Raw genomic sequence first — 25,928 nt, forward strand, 5'->3', positions numbered from 1 at the left:
TTTCCTTCAGCTATTTCAGGGAAAATATGGTATAATACCAAAGATTGAGGTGAATTATGGAATACAAATTATTTGAAGAATTTATTACGCTCCAAGCCCTCCTAAAAGAGATTGGAATTATACAAAGCGGTGGTGCTATTAAATCCTTTTTAATGGAGCATCAAGTTTACTTTAATGGTGAATTAGAAAGTAGACGTGGGAAAAAAATCCGTGTTGGAGATGCGATTGACATTCCTGATTTAAAGATTGACATCACCTTGACAAAACCAAGTTTAAAAGAGCAAGAAGAATACCAAGCAGATAAGATTGAAAAAGAGCGGATTGCTAAACTTGTCAAAGAGATGAATAAAGGTGTCAAGAAAGAAAAACAAAAAACTACTTCATCACCTAAAGCCAAACAAGCTCCACGTTTTCCAGGAAGATAATCATGTGGCTCCAACATTTAATAATAAAAAACTTTCGAAACTACAAAGAGGCAAAAATTGATTTTAATCCAAAATTAAACGTCTTTTTAGGCCAAAATGCGCAAGGAAAGACCAATATGCTAGAAGCAATCTATTTCTTGGCCTTAACACGCAGCCATCGTACTCGGACAGATAGAAATCTTATTCATTTTGATGAAGAACAACTCCATCTTTCTGGCTTACTACAGAAAAAAACAGGTTCTATCCCTCTAGAAATTGATTTAACACCAAAAGGGCGTGTGACTAAAGTCAATCACTTAAAACAAGCTCGCTTATCAGACTACATCGGACATATGAATGTTGTTCTCTTCGCACCTGAAGATCTCCAGATAATTAAAGGAGCACCTTCCATTCGCCGAAAGTTTATAGATATCGAACTTGGACAAATTAAACCAATCTACTTGTCAGACCTGTCAAACTACAACCATATACTCAAGCAAAGAAATACTTACCTAAAATCCAGTCAAAAGATTGACGAAACATTTCTGTCAGTCTTAGATGATCAGTTGGTAGAATACGGTTGTCGCGTCATAAAGCATCGGATAAAATTCGTTAAAGATTTAGAAAAATTTGGTCAAAAAAAACACTTAGAAATTTCAAATCAATTAGAAGAACTGTCAATATCTTATCAATCATCTGTCAACTTTACTGATGAAGAACTGTTAATGGATTCTTTTAAAATGGCTTTAGAAAAAAGTAGATCAAGAGACTTATTTAAAAAGAATACTGGTGTTGGCCCTCATCGAGATGACATTTCTTTCTATATCAATGGTATGGACGCTAGTTTTGGAAGTCAGGGTCAACATCGTAGTCTTGTACTCTCTATAAAATTAGCAGAAATAGAGTTAATGGAAAGTATTACTAAAGAATCTCCAATATTACTACTTGACGATGTTATGAGCGAACTTGACAACACTAGACAACTAAAATTATTAGAAACGATTTCACAATCTATCCAAACCTTTATCACAACAACAAGTTTAGACCACTTGCAAAATTTGCCAGAAAATCTTAGTATCTTCAATATCCAAAATGGCAAAATATCTGTAAATCAAACTTGACACTTTTGTAAACAAAAAGAACTCCTGATTTTCAGGAGTTCTTTTTTTACTTCTTACATAGAGTAGTTTGGTGCTTCATTAGTGATTTGTACATCATGAGGATGGCTTTCTTTCAAACCTGCACCAGACATTTCAATAAATTGAGCGTTGTCATGCAATTCTTTAAGGTTAGCTGCACCACAGTAACCCATACCAGAGCGAATACCACCAATCATTTGGAAGACGATATCAGCTGCTGCGCCTTTATAGGCAACACGACCTTCAATTCCTTCTGGAACAAGTTTGTTCGCTTCATTGACAGAACCTTGGAAGTAACGGTCACTCGAACCTTTTTTCATTGCAGCGATTGACCCCATACCACGGTAAGTCTTAAACTTACGTCCTTGGAAGATTTCTGTTTCACCTGGCGCTTCATCTGTTCCAGCAAACATTGATCCAAGCATCACTGCATTTCCACCTGCAGCAAGGGCTTTTACAATATCTCCAGAGTACTTGATTCCACCATCTGCAATGATTGTTTTTCCATATTCACGCGCAACTGCAGCTGCATTGTAGATTGCTGTTACTTGTGGTACACCGACACCTGCAATCACACGAGTTGTACAGATAGAACCTGGTCCAATACCAACCTTAACAACGTCTACACCCGCTTCATAAAGTGCACGTGCACCCTCAGCTGTTGCAATATTTCCAGCAATCAAAGTACGATCTGGGAAGTGAGCACGAATCTCAGCAATTTTACGCAAGACACCTGCAGAGTGACCATGAGCAGTATCAATAACAATTGCGTCAGCTCCTGCTTCAAAAAGGGCTTCGGCACGTTCAAATGTATCTGAAGTGACACCTACCGCACCAGCAACTAAGAGACGACCAAACTCATCTTTTGCTGCATTTGGAAATTCAATCACTTTTTCAATATCTTTAATAGTAATCAAGCCAGAAAGACGACCTTCTTCATCAACTAAAGGAAGTTTTTCAATACGGTGTTCTTGAAGAATACTCTCAGCTGTTGCAAGATCTGTACCAACAGGGGCAGTAACAAGATTTTCACTAGTCATATGGTTTGAGATTGGCTGATTGTAATCTGAAATAAAGCGAAGATCTCGATTTGTTAGAATACCAACCAATTTACGATTTTCAAGTGTTTCCACAACTGGAACACCACTGATACGGTAGCGTCCCATCAGTTCGTCCGCTTCAGCAATAGTGTGTTCTGGAGTCAAGAAGAATGGATCAATAATAACACCATTTTCAGAACGTTTTACCTTGCGAACTTCATCTGCCTGTTGCGCAATAGACATATTTTTATGGATTACTCCAAGACCACCTGCACGAGCAATAGCAATGGCCATTTGACTTTCTGTGACTGTATCCATGGCGGCTGTTATAATTGGGATATTTAAAGTCAGATTATCTGCCAATTTTGTTGTTAAATCTGCATCATTAGGCAACACATGACTTTCTGCTGGAATGAGCAATACATCATCAAAGGTAAAACCTTTTTTTAAAAATTTAGTATCCCAATTAGACATTGAAGTTTCCTCTTTTCTTTCTTTTTGAGCTTGACTCTTTTTGTATTGTATCTATCATACCATTCTATGAAAATTTGTCAATTATATTTATGGTAGAAATCATAAAAAAACTATCCCTGTGATTCTATGGAAGAGATAGTTTTACGATTCATATTTTATCTATTATTTAAAATAATTTAGTCCCATTGCTCCCTTAACTTCAGATAGAGTTTGCCCCGCAACCTCACGCGCTTTCTCACTACCTTTTTGAAGCATATTGTACACTTCTCCCATATCCTTAGCAAATTCGATACGGCTCTCACGAATAGGACCAAGTTCGCGTTCTAATATTTCAAGTAGATAACGTTTCGTCTTCACATCACCAAGACCACCACGTTGATAATGTTCTTTCATATCCGCAATTTCTTGAGCATCTTCTGGACGACCAAACACATCTAGATAATGGAAAACCATGTTTCCTTCAATCTTACCTGGATCCTCGACTCGAATATGATCCGGATCAGTATACATGCTCATAACTTTTTTACGCAACGTATCCGCATCATCAGCTAGATAAATACCATTATTAAGGGATTTAGACATCTTGGCATTTCCATCTAAACCAGGCAAACGCCCTGCTCTCTCATTTTCTGGATAAATACCTTCCGGTTCCACCAAGACATCACAGTTATAAGCATTATTGAAGGAACGAACAATTTCGCGAGTTTGCTCAATCATTGGTTTCTGATCTGTCCCAACAGGAACATAATTAGCCTTAAAGGCAGTAATATCTGCTGCTTGCGCAATCGGATAAACCAAAAATCCTGTCGGAATACTTTCTCCAAACCCTTTCTGAGCAATCTCTGTTTTCACTGTAGGATTGCGCTCTAAACGTGCTAGTGACACCAAATTCATATAGTACATAGACAGTTCAGCTAACTCTGGAATCTGACTTTGAATAAAGATGGTTGATTTACTTGGATCCAATCCAACTGCTAGGTAATCCAAGGCAACATTCCCAATCGATTCTACAATCGTTTGAGGGTCTTTGGCGTGATCTGTCAAGGCTTGTTGGTCCGCCAAAAAAACAAACATATCATACTTGTCTTCTTCCTGCAGTAATACTCTATTTTTTAGACTACCAACATAATGTCCAATATGCAGTTTACCTGTTGGACGGTCTCCTGTTAAAATAATGGGTTTCGTCATTTTTTTCTCCTTCGAAATGGTCTCTTCAATTATAGCATTTTTTTGTTAAAATAACAGAAAATTATTTAAATCAAAGAGCCGATTCGTTGTAAATATAACTGTAAACTTAGTTGACATAAAATTGACAAAGAAAAATTTGAATATTTCTCTCTTTTCTAGTAGAATAAATGTATTACATATTATAGGAGAAAAACATTGCTTACAGTATCTGATGTTTCACTACGTTTTAGTGATCGCAAACTTTTTGATGATGTCAACATCAAATTTACAGAAGGAAATACATACGGATTAATTGGTGCTAATGGTGCTGGGAAGTCTACATTCTTAAAAATTTTAGCTGGTGATATCGAACCTACAACTGGTCACATTTCTCTTGGTCCAGATGAACGTCTCTCTGTTCTTCGTCAAAATCACTTTGACTATGAAGATGAACGTGCAATTGACGTCGTTATCATGGGAAATGAGAAGCTTTATAGCATTATGAAAGAGAAAGATGCTATTTACATGAAGGAAGATTTTTCCGATGAAGATGGAGTTCGTGCTGCTGAACTTGAAGGCGAATTTGCTGAACTTGGAGGTTGGGAAGCAGAGAGTGAAGCATCTCAACTACTTCAAAACCTAAATATTCCAGAAGAATTGCACTACCAAAACATGAGCGAATTGGCAAATGGTGAAAAAGTAAAAGTTCTCCTTGCCAAAGCACTTTTCGGTAAACCAGATGTTCTGCTCTTGGACGAGCCAACCAACGGTTTGGATATCCAATCAATTACATGGCTAGAAGACTTCTTGATTGACTTTGATAACACTGTCATCGTTGTATCCCATGACCGTCACTTCTTAAACAAAGTATGTACTCACATGGCTGACCTTGACTTTGGAAAGATTAAACTCTATGTCGGAAACTATGACTTCTGGAAGGAATCTTCTGAGCTTGCTGCTAAATTGTTAGCAGACCGTAATGCCAAAGCGGAAGAAAAGATTAAGCAATTGCAAGAATTCGTTGCTCGATTCTCTGCCAATGCTTCTAAGTCAAGACAGGCAACGTCTCGTAAAAAAATGCTTGACAAGATTGAACTAGAAGAAATTGTGCCATCTAGTCGTAAATATCCATTTATCAACTTTAAAGCAGAGCGTGAAATTGGTAATGATCTCTTGACAGTAGAAAATCTAACTATAAAGATTGATGGTGAAACTATCTTGGACAATATTAGTTTCATCTTGCGTCCAGGTGATAAGACTGCTCTTATTGGACAGAATGACATCCAAACTACTGCATTAATTCGTGCAATCATGGGTAACATTGACTATGAAGGAACTGTCAAGTGGGGAGTTACTACTAGCCGTTCTTACTTGCCAAAAGATAACTCTGCTGATTTTGCAGGGAACGAGTCAATTCTTGACTGGTTGCGTCAATTTGCAAGTAAAGAAGAAGATGACAATACCTTCCTACGTGGTTTCCTTGGTCGTATGCTCTTCTCTGGTGATGAGGTTAACAAACCTGTAAACGTCTTGTCAGGGGGAGAAAAAGTGCGTGTCATGCTTTCAAAACTCATGCTCTTAAAATCAAATGTCCTTGTACTTGATGATCCAACAAATCACTTGGATTTGGAATCTATTTCAAGCTTGAACGATGGATTGAAAAACTTTAAAGAATCAATCATCTTTGCCAGCCATGACCACGAGTTCATTCAAACTTTGGCAAATCATATCATTGTTTTATCTAAGAATGGCGTCATTGATCGTATCGATGAAACCTATGATGAATTCCTAGAAAATGCAGAAGTACAAGCAAAAGTCAAAGAACTTTGGAAAGACTAAATAAGACTTCAAAACTCAGTTGGGGTAGCCAACTGAGTTTTCTATCATTCTACGAGGTAACATGAAATCATTTTTAAAAACATATCGAACCTATTTTATTTCTTTCATTATTCCTGTAGTGATTATATCTGGAGTATATCTATCTCAAGGTATCTACTGGAATAGCGATACATCCCCACTATTAGGAGACGGTTTTCATCAATACGTTATTTTTGATGTAGCTTTACGAAATATTCTACATGGAAATGGTAGTTTGTTTTACACCTTTACAAGTGGCCTCGGACTAAATTTCTATGCTCTATCTAGTTATTACTTGGGTAGTTTTCTCTCACCCCTAGTTTACTTTTTTAATCTGTCGAATATGCCAGATGCTGTTTATCTGACCACTCTATTAAAATTTGGATTGATTAGTCTGTCAACCTTCTTTAGTCTAAATAAATTATTTCGATCTATCCCTCAGCCTTTAAAACTGGCTTTATCAACTTCCTATGCTTTAATGAGCTTTACCGTTAGTCAGTTAGAGATAAAAACCTGGCTAGATGTTTTTATCTTGATTCCTTTAATTATAACTGGTTTACACCTACTTATAACACAAAAGAAGCGCCTACTATACTTTACAAGTCTGTCAATCTTGTTTATTCAAAACTATTATTTTGGGTATATGACAGCATTGTTTCTTATTTTCTGGTATCTCTGCCAAATTTCATGGGACTTTAAAAATCGAAGATCATCTTTTCTTGATTTTGTTGTTACCTCCTTTTTAGCAGGAATGGCTAGTTTGATCATGACTCTTCCTACACTGTTTGATTTACAAACTCATGGGGAGAAGTTAACTACCATCACAAAATTAAAGACAGACAGTAGCTGGTATCTGGATATTTTCGCAAAACAATTCATTGGATCTTTTGATACAACTAAGTATGGATCTATACCAATGATTTTTGTTGGATTGCTTCCTTTTATTTTAACCATTCTATTTTTCACAATAAAATACATAAGGTTTCACGTGAAACTTACCTATGCAATTTTTTTCACTTTTTTAATAACAAGCTTTTACATAGAAGCACTTGATTTATTTTGGCAAGGGATGCATACCCCAAATATGTTTTTGCATCGCTATGCTTGGATTTTTTCTACTCTGTTAATTTATACTGCAGCAGAAGTCTTAAATCGCTTGAAAGAACTTAAGCTCTGGAATCTATTTGTCTCACTTTTTCTTGTACTAACAGGATTTTTGGCTACTATCTATTTCAAATCACACTATTCTTTTTTAACATATTTGAATATCCTACTCACCCTTGAATTTCTACTAGTTTATGCTCTTTTACTCCTTGCAGTCATCAGAAAATTTATCTCTGTAAATCTATTTGCAATTCTTTTGTCTTTATTTATAACAGCTGAGTTAAGCTTAAATGCTTCATCTCAAATGGAAGGAATAGCTAAAGAATGGGCCTTTGCTTCTCGTAGTGCCTATAATAGAGATGTAACCGCCATGGAATCCATTCTAAACCAAATTGACGATCCATTTACACGTACTGAGAAACTGCAAATTCAGACAGGAAATGACAGTATGAAATTTAACTATAATGGAATCTCTCAATTTTCATCTGTACGAAATCGTTCAGCTAGCACTAGTTTGGATAAACTTGGATTCAAATCCTCTGGAACCAATCTAAATCTTCGTTATGCAAATAACAGTCTTTTAGCAGACAGTTTATTTGGAATTCAGTACAATATTTCTGAAACTTCACTTGATAAGTATGGCTTTCAAGAGATTTATCAAAAGGATCATTTAACCTTATATAAAAATCAACTCTCTTTACCCATTGCCTTTGCCACTCAATCTATTTACACTGATGTAAACTTTAACAATCACACTCTAGATAATCAGGCTTTATTTATAAACCAGCTTGCTAATCTCAACTTAGATTACTTCTCCCAAATAACATATGATAAAACGAATAATTCTGAAGGTTTAACGAGCATCACAGGTTCTGCGAATGAAGATGCAAAGATTGATTGTCAAATTGAGGTTCCTCAAAATAGTCAAGTATATCTCTCTTTTTCAAATCTTTATTTTACAAACGATAAGCAAAAGAAAGTTGACATCCTTGTCAACGGTGAAAAGAAGACCTTTACAACTGACAATGCATTTAATTTCTTTAATTTGGGTTATACTGAAGAACAAAAAACTTTCAATATCAGTGTTAGTTTCTCTGGAAATTCTCAGGTGTCATTTAAATCTCCAACCTTCTATCGTTTAGATACTCAGGCTCTTACTGAGGCAATCCAAAAGATTAAAGAACAACCTGTAGAAGTATCCACCTCTAAAAATAAAGTATTTGCTACATATGAAGTAAAACAAGATACCTCTATTTTCTTCACTATTCCTTATGACAAAGGTTGGTCTGCTTATCAAAATGGAGAAAAACTTGAAATCAAGCAGGCTCAAACTGGTTTTATGAAAGTTGATGTTCCAAAGGGAAAAGGCACCATTACACTTTCCTTTATCCCAAATGGTTTTGTTATTGGAGCAGCCTGCTCACTAACTGCCCTTCTACTTTTTGGAATCTATAATCACAAACGAAGCTCATCTATGACATAAAAAATCGACCACTTACTTGGTCGATTTTTTTAATCTTCTTGCATCTTCTTAGGCTGATAAGCCAGCATGCCTAGAGCAGTAAAGAAAGCTAGTGTTATAATAAGGAAAATCACTTGGTGATGAATATTTCCTGTCATAGAGATTGTTTGTCGTAAACCTGATACAGAGTAACTCATTGGTAACCATGGATTGACACCTTTGAAGAAATCATTTGTCAAAGCAAGGGGATAAGTCCCTGCACTTGATGCTAACTGTAATAAAAGTAAAATAAGAGAGAAGAAGGCTCCTAAACGGCTATTCCAAGTTGTTAAAGCTGTCACCATAGACATAAAAGCTAAACTTGTGATTATAATTAGAAGCAAAGTTCTCATCTCATGGTTAGCAGTCAATCCAATAAGATGAACACCTCCATAAACTAAAACACCTGCTAAGACAGCTATAATCCCATTTATTTCAGAACGAGACTTCAACCAAGCCCAACGACTCTCTGGGTGACGTCCAGAAGGCAACTTCGCAAAAATCATATTAGTAGATATAGCAGCAACAAAAAGAGCAACTGATATCATATAAGGAGCCATGGCAATCCCATTTACAGGAACTTGGTCATTATCTGTTTTTGAGAGAACTAGAGGATTAGATAATGTTTCTGCATTTTCAGATTCTGTTGATGCTGATTTAAGTTGATTATTAGCATTGCCTAATCCTTGTCCTAATGAATCAACTCCTGTCTGTAAATTTTCAAGACCAGAGATTAAGCTTGTTCCACCTTCTGCTAGTTTTCCAGTACCATCTGCAACCTTCATAGCGCCACTTCCTAGTTGAGATGCTGCAGAAAGTAACTGTGTTGATTTATCTGTCAATTGACCAGAGCCAAATTGTAATTTAGTAAGACCTGCTATCAGCTCTGGACTCTTATTATTCAATTGAGTAGAACCAGATGACAAACTTTCTATACCTGATACTAATTCTGGAACTTTTCCAGCTAACATATCTACTCCAGCTGTCAAGGTTGATGTATTTTGTGTCAACTTACTTGATCCAGAAACTAATTGATCTAGACTAGTTGTTAAGTTTGCATTCTTTTCACTTAGTTGATTAGCACCTATAGAAATAGCATCCAGTCCTTTAGTATAGTTTACAACTCCTTTTTCAATTGACTGACTTCCAGGAACTAACTGATTGTCTACAGTAGTTTGCAATTTTGTAAATCCATTTGACAATGTTGTCAAGGAGCTAGATGCTACAGGTAAGAGTTGATTTGCTTTCGTCTGTACATCAGATAGATTGGTTACTTGTTGTTCTGAATTCTCTATACTTTCTTTCAATCCTCCTACTGTCGTTAAAATTGTTTTTGCTGACTCAATAGTAGAATTAGAATTTTTAGAAATGGCTTCTGTCAGTTCTTTCTTTTGTTCCTCTGTGAGAGATTGATAAGTAGCTGTTGATTGAAGGTTCGCAATAGTTTTCTCTTGTTCTGTCTGACTTTTGGTCACAATATCCTGAGCAAGAGTTGTTAGATTTTGCAAAGCTTCTGACAATGTACCTTTCAGTTGAGTATTATCTGACATTGTAAGAGCTTGTAGTGTTTTATTTAGTTCTCCTAGACTAGTTGCCAATTGAGTTATTTGTTCATTCTGTTGAGATGAGGAATTCAGTTGATTTGAAATTTCTTTAATACCAGTATTTAATTGCTCCATTCCATCTCTTAGTGCATCTGATTGATTTGATAATTGACTTGTTCCGTTAGAAAGTTCTTTCACACTACTTGTATATGCATTTACACCAACTGAAAATTGATTGAGACCTATATCCAATTGTGAAACCCCACCTGTATAGGACTTTATACCTGTATTTAGCTGATTTATACCTGTCACCAACTCAGGAGTTTTTGAAGCCAATTGACCAAGTCCAGTGTCAACCTGTGAAACTGCATTTGTATAACTTTGTAAACCACTATTAAAAGTTCCTAAACCAAGATGTAATTGCTCTATGGCAGATACATAGGCAGACAATCCCTTTGTAAATTGATTAGCTCCATTTGAAAAAGTTACACTTGAGTTAGCTAGAGTATTGAGATTTGTCGTCAATGTTTGACTTCCTTTTGCTAACTGATTAGTCCCATCAGCCAGTTGTTCACTTCCATCAGCTGCTTTATTTATCCCAGACTTCAAGTCACTCATTTTTTGAAATAGTGCCTTGGTATATGTTTCAGTTACATTCGTAGAGACGGTTTGTTTTAATTGTGTCATTGCAGAATCACTCATCTTACTTGCAATAAAACTACGGCCACTTGAAGTTTGATAATCAATTTGCATCTGTTCAGGGTGATTTGTTAGGATCGAAGTAGCTTTTTCAGATAGATCACTTGGTAAAGTCACTACCATATAATATTCGCCATCCTCTAGCCCCTTTTCCCCCTCTTCTTCATTGACAAAATGAAAATCTAAAGTCTTATTTTCTTTTAAATTAGACACCATGTCTTTTCCTATAGCCATTGTATTTCCATTATAAGAAGCTTCCTTGTCATTATTAACAACTGCTACAGGTAACTCCGATACTTGACCATATGGATCCCACATTGACGATAAAAATATGATATTGTATAAAGCTGGAATGAGAGAAATTCCTATCATTACAATAATGAATGTCGGTTTTTTAAAAATTGCTTTCCATTCTTTAAACATATTTCCTCCTTTTTTAAACATATTGTCTAAATTTTTGATATAATAGATTATACATCAAAAAATCCAAATTACAAGGTAAAAAATACTTTTTTAGACATATAGTCTATTTTTGTTTACAGGGAGGAATTATGAAAGAAAGCAACAAACGTTTAAAAACAAAACGAATTATTGAAAATGCCATGGTTCAATTATTGATGGACCAACCCTTTGATCAAATTTCTACTGTCAAGCTAGCAGAAAAAGCCGGAATTAGCCGTTCCAGCTTTTACACTCACTACAAGGATAAGTATGATATGATTGAACATTACCAAAGTAAGCTGTTTCATACCTTTGAGTATATTTTCCAAAAACATGCTCATCATAAAAGAGATGCTATTTTAGAAGTATTTGAATATTTAGAGTCTGAGCCACTTTTGGCTGCACTCTTATCTGAAAATGGTACAAAAGAAATCCAAAATTTCTTGAGAAATAAGCTTCACATTATGCTTAGCACAGACCTTCAGAAACGCTTTATGAAACTACAACTCAATCCAATTGAATTAGAATATAGTAGCATTTATCTAACAAATGCCCTATTTGGTGTTTGCCAGACTTGGATTGCTCACGGAAAAAAAGAAAGTCCGCAAGAAATGACAGACTTCCTTATGAAAATGTTAGGTGATGTAAACTAAAAAAAGAACACCAATGGTGTTCTTTTTATCTGACTCCGCCAGTAGGACTCGAACCTACGACATCATGATTAACAGTCATGCGCTACTACCAACTGAGCTATGGCGGATAAAATAGTCCGTACGGGATTCGAACCCGTGTTACCGCCGTGAAAAGGCGGTGTCTTAACCCCTTGACCAACGGACCATCTATCTGTAGCAGATATAACCATTATATCAATTTCTTACTAATTGTCAATCACTTTTTAGTTTTTTTCTCTAGAATATCTTTTAATTTGCGAACTTTCAAACGAGTAATCGGACAACGATGATCTTCATAAAAGACAACTTCTAAATTCTTTCGATCAATTTCTCTCACATTTCCCACATTGACAAGGAAAGATTTATGAGGAGAATAAAATCGCTGGGTATGTTTGTCCTTCTCCTGAATATCTGTCATGGTTCCATAGAACTCTTTGGCAAAATTCTTACCAATAATCCGCAACTTATGAGAAACACCTGTTGTTTCGATATACAAAATATCATGGTAAGGGATTTTCAAATCATTTCCCTTATAGTTGTAATCAAAATAGTCTACAACATCTTCGTTTTCAAGCAGCATGCTCTTAGTGTAAAAAATACTCTGCTCGATACGTTTTTTGAACAATTCATCATTGATGTCTTTGTCTACAAAATCTAGAGCTGATACCTGGTATTTATAAGTTAAAGTAGCAAATTCAGATCGACTAGTAATAAAGACAATAATAGCATAGGGATTGTGATGACGGATAAACTGTGCCACTTCAAATCCCTTTTTCTCAATCCCGTGAATATCGATATCTAGGAAATAAAGCTGATTTACTTCATCATTTTCGATATATTCCTTAAACTCACGAACTTTTCCTGTTGTCTTGTAAGAAATAGGAATATTTGATTCCTCAGAGATTTCATTCAATATTCTCTCAAGTCTCACTTGATGCTCAATAACATCTTCTAAAATTAATACTTTCATTCAAATTCCCTCTTAAATCTAATAATTTGTCTAAATGTGCTGTCTTCCATCTCTGTTTCCAAAATAATGTTGTCATACTTATCTAAAATCTCTTTGACACTATTAAGTCCTAGACCTCTATTTTTTCCCTTAGTAGAGAAACCTAAGGCAAATAGGTCCTCTGAAGGCGTCATAGTGATTTTACATGAATTCTGGATAACTATAACTGTTTCAAAATCCATTTTAATGACTGCAACTTCCATTTGTTTCAAGTAACTATCCGCAGCACCTTCAACAGCATTGTTTAAGAGAATACTCATGATGCGAACAAGATCAAGTAAATCCATTGACAATTTCGTAATAACATCCTTTACTTCCAATGTAAACTCTACATCATTGTTTCGTGCATAGACAATGGATTGAGCAATCAAACTACGTAAAGCTGAATCTTCTATATTATTCAAATCAAAGTAAGTATATTTTTCTGAACGCAGTTTTTGATTCGCTTTTACTAAAACTTCATTGTAAACTCTGTCAATTTCCTGTAAATTTCCACTGTCAATTGCCATTTGCATGCTAACAAGCATACCTGCATAGTCATGACGAAAACCTCGAATTTCATTATACAGCTCTACAATTTCATCAGTATAAGTCTGTAAATGCTTTTGTTCAAATTTCTTTTGTTTTAGAGCAATCTCTTTTTCAACTTGAACTTTATGAGAGTTCATTGCAAAGAAGCACAATAACATACATATAAAAATAATTGCTGCTAAAATACTCCCAAAGCTATTTAAATGAGGAAAAGTACTAACAATATCTGAAATAAACAGTACAATATGTAAAGTGAAGAAAGCAACGATAACTTTTTTTAAAAAAGGATAGAGATAATCTTTGTCAAAATATTTAAGTTCTAGATTAAAATAGGTAATAATTTTTTTAATAACAAAATATGTTAGTAATAATACTCCTAAATAAAACATCCCTTCATGTTCTATGACAAAACCATCACCTGTTATAGAGGATAGGGTTACGGATATAAAAGTATGGGTACTGTGATATAAGAGAGAAAATAGGAAACTCAGGAATATTCCCTTATACTTATCAAACTTTTTAAACCATATAAAATAAGCGTATAAAATAAATGGATATAAAAGTTTTTCAATCCCAAATCCACTTAAATATATAGAATAAAAGAAAAATTCAACTACCAATTCTACTACTACTGTATAAAGAATAAAGAAGTATTGTTCTTTTCTAGTTGTGTTACAAATCAAATTATAACTTTTACTAGTAATAAAAATATGTAATACAACGCTTATTATTGCGAAAAAATCCATTCTTTTCTCCCTTTACTTTCTTTTAAAAAAATAAAATAAAAAATTATTTTCCTTTCTAACTTCCCCACCTTGAATCTCCTGCAATTCTGCCTCTGTTACTTCTTTAAATTGTTCCAATTTAACTGTGTTTTTCATAATAAAATCTCCTGTATTGTTTTTCTTGTAAGTTAACTTACACACCTATTATACAAAATGAAGACCATGTAAGAAAAAATTCTTCCCAACTGTACATTTTTGTACCTGAAATGCACTTTTTTAAGAAAAAAGCTGGGAGTAATCCCAGCTTCTTCTCTAATGTACTGATCCCAGCAGGATTCGAACCTGCGACCGTTCGCTTAGAAGGCGAATGCTCTATCCAGCTGAGCTATGAGACCTAACATGACCATTCTATCAAAAAACAAGAAGTAAGTCAATCTTCTATTTGTGGTAAGGAGAACCCTGCTGAATTGTAAAAGCACGATAAATTTGTTCAACAAGGACTAATCTCATTAACTGATGTGGTAAAGTTAAACGCCCAAAACTAACAGAGAGATTAGCTCGATGCTTCACAGAAGGGGATAGTCCAAGACTTCCACCAATAATAAATGTAAGGGTAGAAAATCCCCTTATAGAAGCCTGTTCCAGCTTTCTACTGAATTCTTCTGAAGAGAGAGTTTTTCCTTCAATGGCTAGTACAACAACAAAATCTCTTTCTCCAACTTTAGAAAGAATTCGATTTCCCTCTATTTCTAATATTTTGTGATTTTCTGACTCACTTGCCTTATCTGGAGTTTTTTCATCAGCTAGCTCAATAATTTCTACAGTGGCGAAACGTGAAATTCGTTTAGTATATTCAGCAATACCATCTTTAAGGTATTTTTCCTTCAGTTTTCCAACTGCTACAATTTTTATTTTCATTCTTCTATTCTAACATATTCACACTTCATTTCACATCTTATTCACAAAAAATTATATAGGAAAACAAGCAAATTCACAGAATAACGTAAGTTATCCACAACTTGTGTAAAACTTCTACCTTTAAGCTTGAATTAAGTTAATAGATTTATACTTTAATCAAATAAAAAAACAAACGGAGGCGTTTATGAAACACTTACAAAAATTTTACAAAAAAGGAGTTACCTTTCTTATCATCATTCTGATAGGATTTTTGAGTGGTGCCCTGGGAAGTTTTGTGACACTGCAACTTTATCAAAAACAAGTAAGTCAAGCCGCAAATAACACTACAAACACTGTTACTCAGACTTCCTACAAAAATGAAAATGCAACAACTCAGGCCGTTAACAAGGTAAAAGATGCCGTTGTGTCGGTCATCACTTATTCAGCAAATCGGCAAAATAGTGTTTTTGGAAATGACGAGACAGATACGGATACCGACTCTCAGCAAGTAGCAAGTGAAGGTTCCGGTGTTATTTACAAAAAGAATGGGAAAGATGCCTATCTTGTGACAAATACCCACGTTATTAAAGGAGCTTCAAAAGTTGATATCCGTTTAGCAGACGGTACAAAAGTTCCTGGTGAAATTGTCGGTTCTGATACGTTCTCTGATATTGCTGTCGTAAAAATTTCTTCAGAAAAAGTCACAACTGTAGCGGAGTTCGGGGACTCTAGCAAGCTAAATGTCGGGGAAACAGCAATTGCAATTGGTAGTCCTCTAGGATCCGAATATGCCAATACAGTTACCCAAGGAATCATTTCAAGTCTCAATCGAAATGTCTCTCTAAAATCTCAAGATGGTCAAGCCATTTCTACAAAAGCTATTCAGACAGATACTGCCATTAACCCTGGTAACTCTGGTGGTCCACTTATAAACATCCAAGGACAAGTTATCGGGATTACATCAAGTAAAATTGCAAGTAATGGTGGAACCTCTGTCGAAGGTCTTGGTTTTGCAATCCCATCAAATGATGCTCAAAATATTATTAAACAGCTTGAAAGTGACGGTAAAGTGACTCGCCCTGCTCTTGGAATTCAAATGGTTAATTTGGCTAATATCGGAGCTAATGATCTTAGAAAACTCAATATTCCAAGTAGCGTAACTTCTGGTGTAGTGGTAAAATCTGTTCAAAGTAATATGCCTGCATCTGGTCACCTTGAAAAATACGACGTTATTACCAAAGTTGACGACAAGGATATTTCTTCGTCAACAGATTTACAGAGTGCTCTTTACAACCATTCTATCGGAGATACCATTAAAATCACCTACTATCGAAATGGGAAAGAGGAGACTACAACTGTTAAGCTAGATAAAAGTACAAGTGATTTAGAATCTTAATTGACATCAGTGTAAAGAAAACTTTACATATAATTAAAGATATGTTAGTGTAGAATCATGGAAAAATTTGAAATGATTTCTATCTCAGAAATACAAAAAAATCCCTATCAACCTCGAAAAGAATTTAATGCAGATAAACTAAGGGAATTGGCTGAGTCAATCAAAGAAAATGGGGTCATCCAACCCATCATCGTTCGTCAATCTCCTGTAATTGGTTATGAAATCCTTGCAGGAGAGAGACGATATCGGGCTTCTCTCTTAGCTGGTCTCACTTCTATTCCAGCCGTTGTGAAGCACCTCTCAGATCAGGAAATGATGATTCAGTCTATCATTGAGAATTTACAGAGAGAAAACTTGAATCCAGTTGAAGAGGCACGCGCCTATGAATCTTTGGTAGAAAAAGGATTTACTCACACTGAGATAGCGGATAAAATGGGAAAATCTCGTCCTTATATCACTAATTTTATTCGTTTGCTTTCCCTACCAGAGCACATCTTATCTGAAGTAGAAAATGGAAAAATTTCTCAAGCTCATGCACGCTCACTAGTTGGTTTGAATAAAGAGCAGCAAGACTATTTTTTTCAACTAATTAAAAATGAAGACATCTCTGTGAGAAAGTTAGAAACACTGCTGACAGAGAAAAAACAAAAGAAGCAGAAAAAAAGTGATTCTTTCATCAAAGATGAGGAAGATAAATTAAAAAAACTACTTGGATTAAATGTAGAAATTAAACTTTCTAAAAAAGATACTGGAAAGGTTATTATCTCTTTTTCAAGCCAAGAAGAATATGACAGAATTATCAACAGCCTGAAATAAGGCTGTTCTTTTATTTTTTCAATCCACTAATTTATCCACTAATTTTTCTAGCAAAAAACCAAGGAATTCTTTGAATTCCTCACTTATCCCCAACCTGTGGATAAAAAATATAAACATTGTGGATTCTTTTCCACAGATTGTGGAAAAATGCTAGCATCTATGGTAAAATAAGTCTAACAGTAAACCTTTTTACATCAAATATAGCAAAGGAGGGGATAATCGGTGAAAGAAAAACAATTTTGGAATCAAATCTTGGAATTGGCTCAAGAAAGATTGACACGTTCCATGTACGATTTCTATGCCACACCTGCTGAACTCATAAAAGTGGAGGGAAATGTAGCTACTATCTTTTTACCTAGACCTGAAATGGAAATGGTTTGGAAAAAACAACTCAAAGATATCATTGTGGCTGCTGGTTTTGAAGTTTATGATACTGAAATAAAAACTCAATTTGTCTTAACAAAGCCTGAGGAAGAATCTTCAACCTATGTCATGGATTCTGAAAATAGCAATCATTATGTTGCTTCACAGGCCAATCTTGCTATTCCATATTCTGAAACAGGATTGAAGGAAAAATATACCTTTGATAACTTTATTCAAGGAGATGGGAATATCTGGGCTAAGTCTGCTGCTCTGGCTGTTTCCGAAGATCTCGCCTTGACTTATAATCCCCTTTTCATTTATGGTGGTCCTGGACTAGGGAAAACCCATTTACTGAATGCTATCGGAAATGAAATTCTAAAAAATATTCCTGAAGCTCGGGTTAAGTATATTCCTGCTGAAAGTTTTATCAATGATTTTCTTGAACACCTGAGACTTGGGGAAATGGAAAAATTTAAAAAAACTTACCGAAGCCTTGATCTCTTACTGATTGATGATATCCAATCTCTCAGTGGCAAAAAAGTCGCAACTCAAGAAGAATTTTTCAATACCTTCAATGCTCTTCATAGCAATCAAAAACAAATCGTGCTGACTAGTGACCGAAGTCCTAAACATTTAGAGGGCCTTGAGGAAAGGCTTGTCACGCGCTTTAGCTGGGGATTGACTCAAAATATCACACCTCCTGACTTTGAGACACGTATCGCCATTCTTCAAAGTAAAACGGAACATTTAAACTACCATTTCCAGAGTGATACCCTAGAATATCTGGCTGGCCAATTTGATTCAAATGTTCGAGAATTGGAAGGAGCAATTAACGATATCACTTTAATTGCCAGAGTAAAGAAGATTAAAGACATCACTATTGATATTGCTGCAGAGGCTATTAGAGCTCGCAAACAAGATGTTAGCCAACTGCTAGTCATTCCAATTGACAAAATCCAAACTGAAGTTGGTAATTTTTATGGAGTGAGTGTCAAAGAAATGAAGGGGACGAGACGAGTTCAAAACATCGTTTTGGCGCGTCAAGTAGCCATGTATCTAGCTAGAGAACTGACAGATAATAGTCTTCCAAAAATTGGAAAAGAATTTGGCGGAAAGGATCACACCACCGTTATTCATGCCCATGCTAAAATAAAATCATTGATTGACGAAGACGATAATTTACGCTTAGAAATCGAAGCAATCAAAAAGAAAATTAAATAATTTGTGCATAACTTTTCCTTTTCTATCTTTTTTATCCACATTTTTTAAACAAGCTTAAAAGTCTGAAATTACTAAATAGAAATCAGTTTTCCACAGAATTCACACACTCTATTATTTCTATTATCCTTCTAATACTAAAAAATAAATAAAGGAGAATCCATGATTCATTTTTCAATTAATAAAAATTTATTTCTACAAGCCCTAAATACCACAAAACGAGCAATTAGCTCAAAAAATGCTATTCCTATTTTATTAACTATCAAAATTGATGTTACCAATGAAGGCATTACTTTGATTGGTTCCAATGGTCAAATTTCCATTGAAAATTTCATTTCTCAAAAAAATGAAGATGCTGGTCTTTTGATTACTTCCTTAGGTTCGATTCTTCTTGAAGCTTCTTTCTTTATCAATGTTGTATCTAGTCTTCCAGATGTAACGCTTGATTTCAAAGAGATTGAACAAAAACAAATTGTCTTAACAAGTGGTAAATCAGAAATTACCCTAAAAGGAAAAGATAGCGAACAATATCCTCGCATTCAAGAAATTTCAGCAAGCACTCCTTTGGTTCTTGAAACCAAACTACTCAAGAAAATTATCAATGAAACAGCTTTTGCTGCAAGTACGCAAGAAAGTCGTCCAATCTTAACAGGTGTCCACTTCGTATTGAGCCAACACAAAGAACTAAAAACGGTTGCGACAGACTCTCATCGCCTTAGCCAGAAAAAATTGACTCTTGAAAAAAATGGTGATGATTTTGATGTGGTGATTCCTAGCCGCTCTCTACGCGAATTTTCAGCTGTTTTTACAGATGATATCGAAACAGTGGAGATTTTCTTTGCCAATAATCAAATCCTCTTTAGAAGCGAAAATATTAGCTTCTACACTCGTCTCCTAGAAGGAAACTATCCTGATACAGATCGTTTGATTCCAACAGACTTTAACACTACAATTACTTTTGATGTGGTAAATTTACGCCAGTCAATGGAGCGTGCTCGTCTCTTATCAAGTGCGACTCAAAATGGTACTGTGAAGCTTGAAATTAAGGGCGGAGTTGTTAGCGCCCATGTTCACTCTCCTGAAGTTGGTAAAGTAAATGAAGAAATCGATACTGAGCAGGTGACTGGAGACGATTTGACTATTAGTTTCAATCCAACTTACTTGATTGATTCTCTTAAGGCTTTAAATAGCGAAAAAGTCACTATTAGTTTCATTTCAGCTGTTCGCCCATTTACTCTTGTGCCAGCAGATACTGACGAAGACTTCATGCAGCTCATCACACCAGTTCGTACAAATTAAGTGAAAGAGGTTGAGCCTAGCTCGCCTTTTTTATGATATAATCGAAAAAGAAAAGGAGAGTAGTATGTATCAAGTTGGAAATTTTGTTGAGATGAAAAAACCCCATGCTTGTACAATTAAGTCAACAGGTAAAAAAGCCAATCGTTGGGAAATTACACGTGTAGGGGCAGATATCAAAATCAAATGTAGTAATTGCGACCACCTTGTTATGATGAGTCGCCATGATTTTGAACGAAAAATGAATAATATTATTGACTAAGAACCCTTAGTTAGAGAGTTAGCAAGTTTTCCCTTTTTGTGTTATAATGTTAGGGATTGAAATGAGAACGGAGAATGAGAAACTATGGCTTTAACAGCAGGTATCGTTGGTTTGCCAAACGTTGGTAAATCAACCCTTTTTAATGCAATTACAAAAGCAGGAGCAGAGGCAGCAAACTACCCATTTGCGACTATTGATCCAAACGTTGGGATGGTAGAAGTTCCAGATGAACGTCTACAGAAACTAACTGAAATGATCACACCTAAAAAGACAGTCCCAACAACTTTTGAATTTACAGATATTGCAGGGATTGTAAAAGGCGCATCAAAAGGGGAAGGTCTAGGGAATAAATTCTTGGCCAACATCCGTGAAGTAGATGCGATTGTTCATGTTGTACGTGCATTTGATGATGAAAATGTTATGCGCGAGCAAGGACGTGAAGACGCTTTTGTGGATCCAATTGCAGATATTGATACCATTAATCTGGAGTTGATTCTTGCTGACCTAGAGTCAGTAAATAAACGCTATGCGCGTGTAGAAAAGATGGCACGTACGCAAAAAGATAAGGAATCTGTGGCAGAATTCAATGTTCTTCAAAAAATTAAACCAGTCCTTGAAGATGGAAAATCAGCACGTACCATTGAATTCACAGATGAAGAACAAAAAGTAGTCAAAGGTCTCTTCCTTTTGACCACTAAACCAGTTCTTTATGTTGCTAATGTGGATGAGGATGTTGTTGGAGATCCAGATTCTATCGACTATGTTAAACAAATTCGTGAATTCGCAGCGACAGAGAATGCTGAAGTAGTAGTTATTTCCGCGCGTGCTGAGGAAGAAATTTCTGAGTTAGACGATGAAGACAAGCAAGAGTTTCTTGAAGCACTTGGCTTGACAGAATCAGGCGTTGACAAGTTGACTCGTGCAGCTTACCACTTGCTTGGACTGGGAACTTACTTCACAGCTGGTGAAAAAGAAGTTCGCGCTTGGACCTTTAAGCGTGGCATGAAAGCTCCTCAAGCAGCTGGTATTATCCACTCAGACTTTGAAAAAGGCTTTATTCGTGCAGTAACCATGTCATATGAGGATCTAGTGAAATACGGATCTGAAAAAGCTGTAAAAGAAGCTGGACGCTTGCGTGAAGAAGGAAAAGAATATATCGTTCAAGATGGCGATATCATGGAATTCCGCTTTAATGTCTAATAACATTTAACAAATAGTGTCAATTAGGTTGGAAAAAAATTCCAACCCTTTTGGCTTTTGAAAGGAAAAATAAATGACCAAATTACTTGTTGGATTGGGAAATCCAGGGGATAAATATTTTGAAACCAAGCACAACGTTGGATTTATGTTGATTGACCAATTGGCTAAAAAACAAAATGTCATCTTTACACATGACAAGATATTTCAAGCTGACCTAGCATCTTTTTTCTTCAATGGAGAAAAAATTTATCTGGTCAAACCAACAACATTTATGAATGAAAGTGGAAAAGCGGTTCATGCTTTATTGACTTACTATGGTTTGGATATTGAAGATTTACTCGTTATTTACGACGATCTTGACATGGAAGTTGGGAAAATTCGTTTAAGATCAAAGGGCTCAGCAGGTGGCCATAATGGTATCAAGTCTATTATTCAACATATAGGTACTCAGGTCTTCAACCGTGTTAAAATAGGTATTGGCAGACCTAAAAAAGGTATGTCAGTTGTTCACCATGTTTTAAGTAAGTTTGATCAGGATGACTATGTAGGTATTTTACAGTCAATTGACAAGGTTGACGATGCTGTAAATTACTATTTACAAGAAAAAAACTTTGAGAAAACAATGCAGAGGTATAACGGCTAAATGGTGACTTTATTAGATTTATTCTCAGAAAATAATCAGATAAAAAAATGGCATCAAAATCTTACAGATAAGAAAAGACAACTAATACTAGGTCTGTCAACTTCTACCAAGGCTCTTGCAATTGCAAGTAGTCTAAAAAAAGAAAATAAGATTGTATTATTGACATCGACTTATGGAGAAGCGGAACGAATTATCAGTGATCTTCTTTCTATCTTAGGAGAGGAATTTGTCTATCCATTTTTGATAGACGACTCTCCTATGGTAGAGTTTTTGATGTCTTCACAAGAAAAAATCATTTCCAGAGTTGAAGCCTTGCGTTTTTTAACTGATTCATCTAAGAAAGGGATTTTAGTTTGTAATATCGCAGCAAGTCGATTGATTCTACCCTCTCCAACTGTATTTAAAGAAAGTATTATAAAAATTGCAGTTGGCGAAGAATATGACCAACACGAGCTACTTCACCGGTTAAAGGAAATAGGCTATCGCAAAGTTACTCAAGTACAGACCCAAGGGGAGTTTAGTATTCGAGGAGATATTTTAGATATTTTTGAGATGTCTCAGTTAGAACCTTTCCGAATCGAGTTTTTTGGTGATGAAGTAGATGGAATTCGAACTTTCGAAGTAGAAACACAATTATCAAAAGAAAATCAAACAGAACTCACCATCTTTCCAGCAAGTGATATGCTTTTGAGGGAAAAGGACTATCTACGAGGTCAGTTAGCTTTAGAAAAGCAAATTTCGAAGACCTTATCACCAATTTTAAAATCATACTTGGAAGAGATTTTGTCAAGTTTTCATCAAAAACAAGTACATTCAGATAGCCGCAAGTTTTTATCCTTATGTTACGATAAAACATGGACTGTATTTGATTATATTGAAAAAGATACACCAGTATTCTTTGATGATTATCAAAAATTGATGAATCAGTATGAAGTTTTTGAAAAAGAATTAGCACAATACTTTACAGAAGATTTACAAAATAGTAAATCATTTTCTGATATGCAGTATTTTGCTGATACTGAGCAAATCTATAAAAAACAAAGTCCAGTGACCTTTTTCTCTAATCTTCAAAAGGGTTTAGGAAATCTCAAGTTTGATCACATTTACCAATTTAATCAATATCCTATGCAGGAGTTTTTCAATCAATTTTCTTTTCTTAAAGAAGAAATTGAGCGATATAAAAAAATGGACTACACTATTATCTTGCAGTCCAGCAATTCAATGGGAAGTAAAACATTGGAGGATGTTTTAGAGGAATACAAGATTAAATTGGATTCTAAAGATAAGTCAAATATCTGTAAAGAATCTGTAAACTTGATTGAGGGTAATCTAAGACATGGTTTTCATTTTGTGGATGAGAAAATTCTCTTGATTACTGAACATGAGATTTTTCAAAAGAAATTAAAACGTCGTTTTAGAAGACAACATGCATCAAACGCAGAGCGATTAAAAGATTATAATGAACTTGAAAAAGGGGACTACGTTGTTCACCATATTCATGGAATTGGTCAATATCTAGGCATTGAAACAATTGAAATCAAAGGGATTCACCGTGATTATGTCAGTGTTCAATATCAAAATGGTGATCAAATCTCCATTCCAGTAGAGCAGATTCAGTTACTGTCCAAATATGTTTCAAGTGATGGGAAACCTCCTAAACTCAATAAATTAAATGACGGTCATTTTAAAAAGGCCAAGCAAAAAGTTAAGAACCAGGTAGAGGATATAGCTGACGATTTAATCAAACTCTATTCTGAACGTAGTCAGTTGAAGGGTTTTGCTTTCTCAGCTGATGATGATGATCAACATGCTTTTGATGATGCCTTCCCTTATGTTGAAACGGATGATCAACTTCGTAGTATTGAGGAAATTAAGAGAGATATGCAGGATTCTCACCCCATGGATCGACTTTTAGTTGGGGATGTTGGTTTTGGGAAGACTGAAGTTGCAATGCGTGCAGCCTTTAAGGCGGTCAATGATCATAAACAAGTTGTCGTTCTAGTTCCTACGACGGTTTTAGCGCAGCAACACTATACAAATTTTAAAGAGAGATTCCAGAATTTCGCAGTTAATATTGATGTGTTGAGTCGCTTTAGAAGTAAAAAAGAGCAGGCAGAGACACTTGAAAAATTAAAGAATGGTCAAGTTGATATTTTGATTGGAACCCATCGTGTTTTGTCTAAAGATGTTGTGTTTTCAGATTTGGGATTGATGATTATTGATGAGGAACAACGATTTGGTGTCAAGCATAAGGAAACTTTGAAAGAACTGAAAAAACAAGTAGATGTTCTAACCTTGACAGCAACACCAATCCCTCGAACCCTTCATATGTCTATGCTGGGAATCCGAGATTTGTCTGTTATTGAAACACCTCCAACCAATCGCTATCCAGTACAAACCTATGTATTAGAAAAGAATGACAGTGTGATTCGTGATGCTGTCTTGCGTGAAATGGAGCGTGGAGGTCAAGTTTACTATCTTTACAATAAAGTTGACACGATTGACCAGAAGGTTTCAGAATTACAGGAGTTGATTCCAGAGGCTTCGATTGGTTATGTTCATGGGCAAATGAGTGAGATTCAGTTAGAAAATACTCTACTGGACTTTATTGAAGGACAATATGATATTTTGGTGACAACTACTATTATTGAAACAGGAGTGGATATTCCAAATGCCAATACCCTATTTATCGAAAATGCAGACCATATGGGCTTGTCAACCTTGTATCAATTAAGAGGAAGAGTCGGTCGTAGTAATCGTATTGCTTATGCCTATCTTATGTATCGTCCAGAAAAATCAATCAGTGAAGTCTCTGAGAAGAGATTAGAAGCAATCAAAGGGTTTACGGAATTGGGCTCAGGATTTAAGATTGCTATGCGAGATCTTTCAATTCGTGGAGCAGGAAATCTACTAGGAAAATCGCAGTCTGGTTTCATTGATTCTGTTGGTTTTGAACTGTATTCGCAGTTATTGGAGGAAGCTATCGCTAAACGTAACGGCAATGAGAATACAAGAACTAAAGGAAATGCTGAGTTGATTTTACAAATCGATGCTTATCTTCCTGATACTTATATTTCTGACCAACGACATAAGATTGAAATTTACAAGAAAATTCGTCAAATTGACAACCGTGTCAACTATGAAGAATTACAAGAAGAATTGATGGATCGTTTTGGAGAATATCCCGATGTGGTGGCTTATCTTTTAGAGATTGGTTTGGTCAAATCATACTTGGATAAGGTATTTGTAGAACGTGTGGAAAGAAAAGAAAATAAGATTACAGTTCAATTTGAAAAAATCACTCAGCGACTGTTCTTGGCTCAAGATTATTTTAAAGCCTTATCTGCAACCAACTTAAAAGCAGCTATAGCGGAGAATAGAGGTTTAATGGAAGTTGTATTTGATGTTCGAAATAAGAAGGATTATGAAATTTTAGAAGGACTGATGATTTTTGGAGAAAGTTTACTAGAGATAAAAGAATCAAAGAAAGCTAATTCTCTTTGACGTTTTTCTTCTATAAAAGGGATAAAA

At 35.3% G+C, this 25,928-nt stretch carries 20 protein-coding genes and 3 tRNA genes; 13 read left to right on the plus strand and 10 right to left on the minus strand.

Annotated features, from left to right (window positions below; genetic code table 11):
- Positions 1 to 56: 56 nt before the first annotated feature.
- Together yaaA and recF are read left to right on the plus strand one after the other, a co-directional pair.
- The gene (yaaA, locus tag BLS46_RS06075; RefSeq protein ID WP_084974725.1) at positions 57 to 425 is read left to right on the plus strand and encodes a S4 domain-containing protein YaaA; all 369 of its coding nucleotides are present in this window, start codon (positions 57 to 59) and stop codon (positions 423 to 425) included.
- Positions 426 to 427: 2 nt separating this feature from the next.
- On the plus strand, positions 428 to 1,525 hold the full coding sequence (gene recF / locus BLS46_RS06080; RefSeq protein ID WP_084974727.1) for a DNA replication/repair protein RecF: 1,098 nt from the start codon (positions 428 to 430) through the stop codon (positions 1,523 to 1,525).
- A 53-nt stretch (positions 1,526 to 1,578) separates the two neighbouring features.
- Here the strand turns inward: recF and guaB are convergent, their stop codons facing one another.
- Both guaB and trpS read right to left on the minus strand, forming a co-directional pair.
- Complete coding sequence (gene guaB / locus BLS46_RS06085; RefSeq protein ID WP_093586292.1) at positions 1,579 to 3,057, minus strand: IMP dehydrogenase; 1,479 nt, start codon at positions 3,055 to 3,057, stop codon at positions 1,579 to 1,581.
- A gap of 162 nt (positions 3,058 to 3,219) precedes the next feature.
- Complete coding sequence (trpS, locus tag BLS46_RS06090) at positions 3,220 to 4,245, minus strand: tryptophan--tRNA ligase (protein ID WP_093586294.1); 1,026 nt, start codon at positions 4,243 to 4,245, stop codon at positions 3,220 to 3,222.
- A 195-nt stretch (positions 4,246 to 4,440) separates the two neighbouring features.
- Here trpS and BLS46_RS06095 point away from each other — a divergent pair, with 195 nt between their 5' ends.
- A complete protein-coding gene (locus BLS46_RS06095; protein WP_093586296.1) occupies positions 4,441 to 6,063 on the plus strand; it encodes an ATP-binding cassette domain-containing protein in 1,623 nt (540 codons plus the stop codon).
- 61 nt (positions 6,064 to 6,124) lie between these two features.
- Positions 6,125 to 8,668, plus strand: coding sequence for a YfhO family protein (locus BLS46_RS06100; protein ID WP_093586298.1), 2,544 nt, complete (start codon positions 6,125 to 6,127; stop codon positions 8,666 to 8,668).
- A gap of 29 nt (positions 8,669 to 8,697) precedes the next feature.
- Here BLS46_RS06100 and BLS46_RS06105 read toward each other — a convergent pair whose 3' ends face one another.
- Positions 8,698 to 11,352 (minus strand): YhgE/Pip domain-containing protein, encoded by a 2,655-nt coding sequence (locus BLS46_RS06105; protein ID WP_093586300.1) that lies wholly within the window; start codon positions 11,350 to 11,352, stop codon positions 8,698 to 8,700.
- Positions 11,353 to 11,480: 128 nt separating this feature from the next.
- Between BLS46_RS06105 and BLS46_RS06110 the strand changes: the two genes are divergently transcribed.
- Positions 11,481 to 12,023: a TetR/AcrR family transcriptional regulator gene (locus BLS46_RS06110; protein ID WP_038804778.1), complete on the plus strand. Its 543-nt coding sequence runs from the start codon at positions 11,481 to 11,483 to the stop codon at positions 12,021 to 12,023.
- Positions 12,024 to 12,056: 33 nt separating this feature from the next.
- On the opposite strand, the gene BLS46_RS06115 is transcribed toward BLS46_RS06110, so the two are convergent.
- The 7 genes from BLS46_RS06115 to rlmH all read right to left on the minus strand — a co-directional run bounded on the left by BLS46_RS06115 (position 12,057) and on the right by rlmH (position 15,224).
- A tRNA-Asn gene (locus BLS46_RS06115) sits at positions 12,057 to 12,130 on the minus strand.
- A gap of 5 nt (positions 12,131 to 12,135) precedes the next feature.
- Positions 12,136 to 12,207 (minus strand) — tRNA-Glu (locus BLS46_RS06120).
- Positions 12,208 to 12,258: 51 nt separating this feature from the next.
- Complete coding sequence (comE, locus tag BLS46_RS06125; RefSeq protein ID WP_093586302.1) at positions 12,259 to 13,011, minus strand: competence system response regulator transcription factor ComE; 753 nt, start codon at positions 13,009 to 13,011, stop codon at positions 12,259 to 12,261.
- The gene (comD, locus tag BLS46_RS06130; protein ID WP_093586304.1) at positions 13,008 to 14,327 is read right to left on the minus strand and encodes a competence system sensor histidine kinase ComD; all 1,320 of its coding nucleotides are present in this window, start codon (positions 14,325 to 14,327) and stop codon (positions 13,008 to 13,010) included. The genes comE and comD overlap by 4 nt, the downstream gene beginning before the upstream one ends.
- 12 nt (positions 14,328 to 14,339) lie before the next feature.
- Positions 14,340 to 14,462: a competence-stimulating peptide ComC gene (comC, locus tag BLS46_RS06135; RefSeq protein WP_093586306.1), complete on the minus strand. Its 123-nt coding sequence runs from the start codon at positions 14,460 to 14,462 to the stop codon at positions 14,340 to 14,342.
- Positions 14,463 to 14,627: 165 nt separating this feature from the next.
- Positions 14,628 to 14,701, minus strand: a tRNA-Arg gene (locus BLS46_RS06140).
- 43 nt (positions 14,702 to 14,744) lie between these two features.
- Positions 14,745 to 15,224, minus strand: a complete 480-nt coding sequence (rlmH, locus tag BLS46_RS06145; RefSeq protein WP_093586308.1) for a 23S rRNA (pseudouridine(1915)-N(3))-methyltransferase RlmH — start codon at positions 15,222 to 15,224, stop codon at positions 14,745 to 14,747.
- A 184-nt stretch (positions 15,225 to 15,408) separates the two neighbouring features.
- Here rlmH and BLS46_RS06150 point away from each other — a divergent pair, with 184 nt between their 5' ends.
- From BLS46_RS06150 to mfd, 8 genes are all read left to right on the plus strand, one after another.
- A complete protein-coding gene (locus BLS46_RS06150; RefSeq protein WP_093586310.1) occupies positions 15,409 to 16,599 on the plus strand; it encodes a serine protease HtrA in 1,191 nt (396 codons plus the stop codon).
- Between the two features lie 57 nt (positions 16,600 to 16,656).
- Entirely contained in the window at positions 16,657 to 17,415 is a 759-nt protein-coding gene (locus BLS46_RS06155) for a ParB/RepB/Spo0J family partition protein (RefSeq protein WP_093586312.1), read from the plus strand.
- A gap of 222 nt (positions 17,416 to 17,637) precedes the next feature.
- Positions 17,638 to 18,999: a chromosomal replication initiator protein DnaA gene (gene dnaA / locus BLS46_RS06160; protein WP_004244340.1), complete on the plus strand. Its 1,362-nt coding sequence runs from the start codon at positions 17,638 to 17,640 to the stop codon at positions 18,997 to 18,999.
- Between the two features lie 159 nt (positions 19,000 to 19,158).
- Positions 19,159 to 20,295 (plus strand): DNA polymerase III subunit beta, encoded by a 1,137-nt coding sequence (dnaN, locus tag BLS46_RS06165; protein WP_093586314.1) that lies wholly within the window; start codon positions 19,159 to 19,161, stop codon positions 20,293 to 20,295.
- A 64-nt stretch (positions 20,296 to 20,359) separates the two neighbouring features.
- Positions 20,360 to 20,554, plus strand: a complete 195-nt coding sequence (locus BLS46_RS06170; protein ID WP_093586316.1) for a DUF951 domain-containing protein — start codon at positions 20,360 to 20,362, stop codon at positions 20,552 to 20,554.
- A gap of 84 nt (positions 20,555 to 20,638) precedes the next feature.
- Positions 20,639 to 21,754, plus strand: coding sequence for a redox-regulated ATPase YchF (gene ychF, locus BLS46_RS06175; protein ID WP_093586318.1), 1,116 nt, complete (start codon positions 20,639 to 20,641; stop codon positions 21,752 to 21,754).
- A 73-nt stretch (positions 21,755 to 21,827) separates the two neighbouring features.
- Entirely contained in the window at positions 21,828 to 22,397 is a 570-nt protein-coding gene (gene pth / locus BLS46_RS06180; RefSeq protein WP_093586320.1) for an aminoacyl-tRNA hydrolase, read from the plus strand.
- A complete protein-coding gene (gene mfd / locus BLS46_RS06185) occupies positions 22,398 to 25,901 on the plus strand; it encodes a transcription-repair coupling factor (protein ID WP_093586322.1) in 3,504 nt (1,167 codons plus the stop codon).
- Positions 25,902 to 25,928: the final 27 nt, after the last annotated feature.

Origin of the sequence: Streptococcus sp. NLAE-zl-C503, from assembly GCF_900104285.1 — a bacterium.
Lineage (GTDB): Bacteria > Bacillota > Bacilli > Lactobacillales > Streptococcaceae > Streptococcus.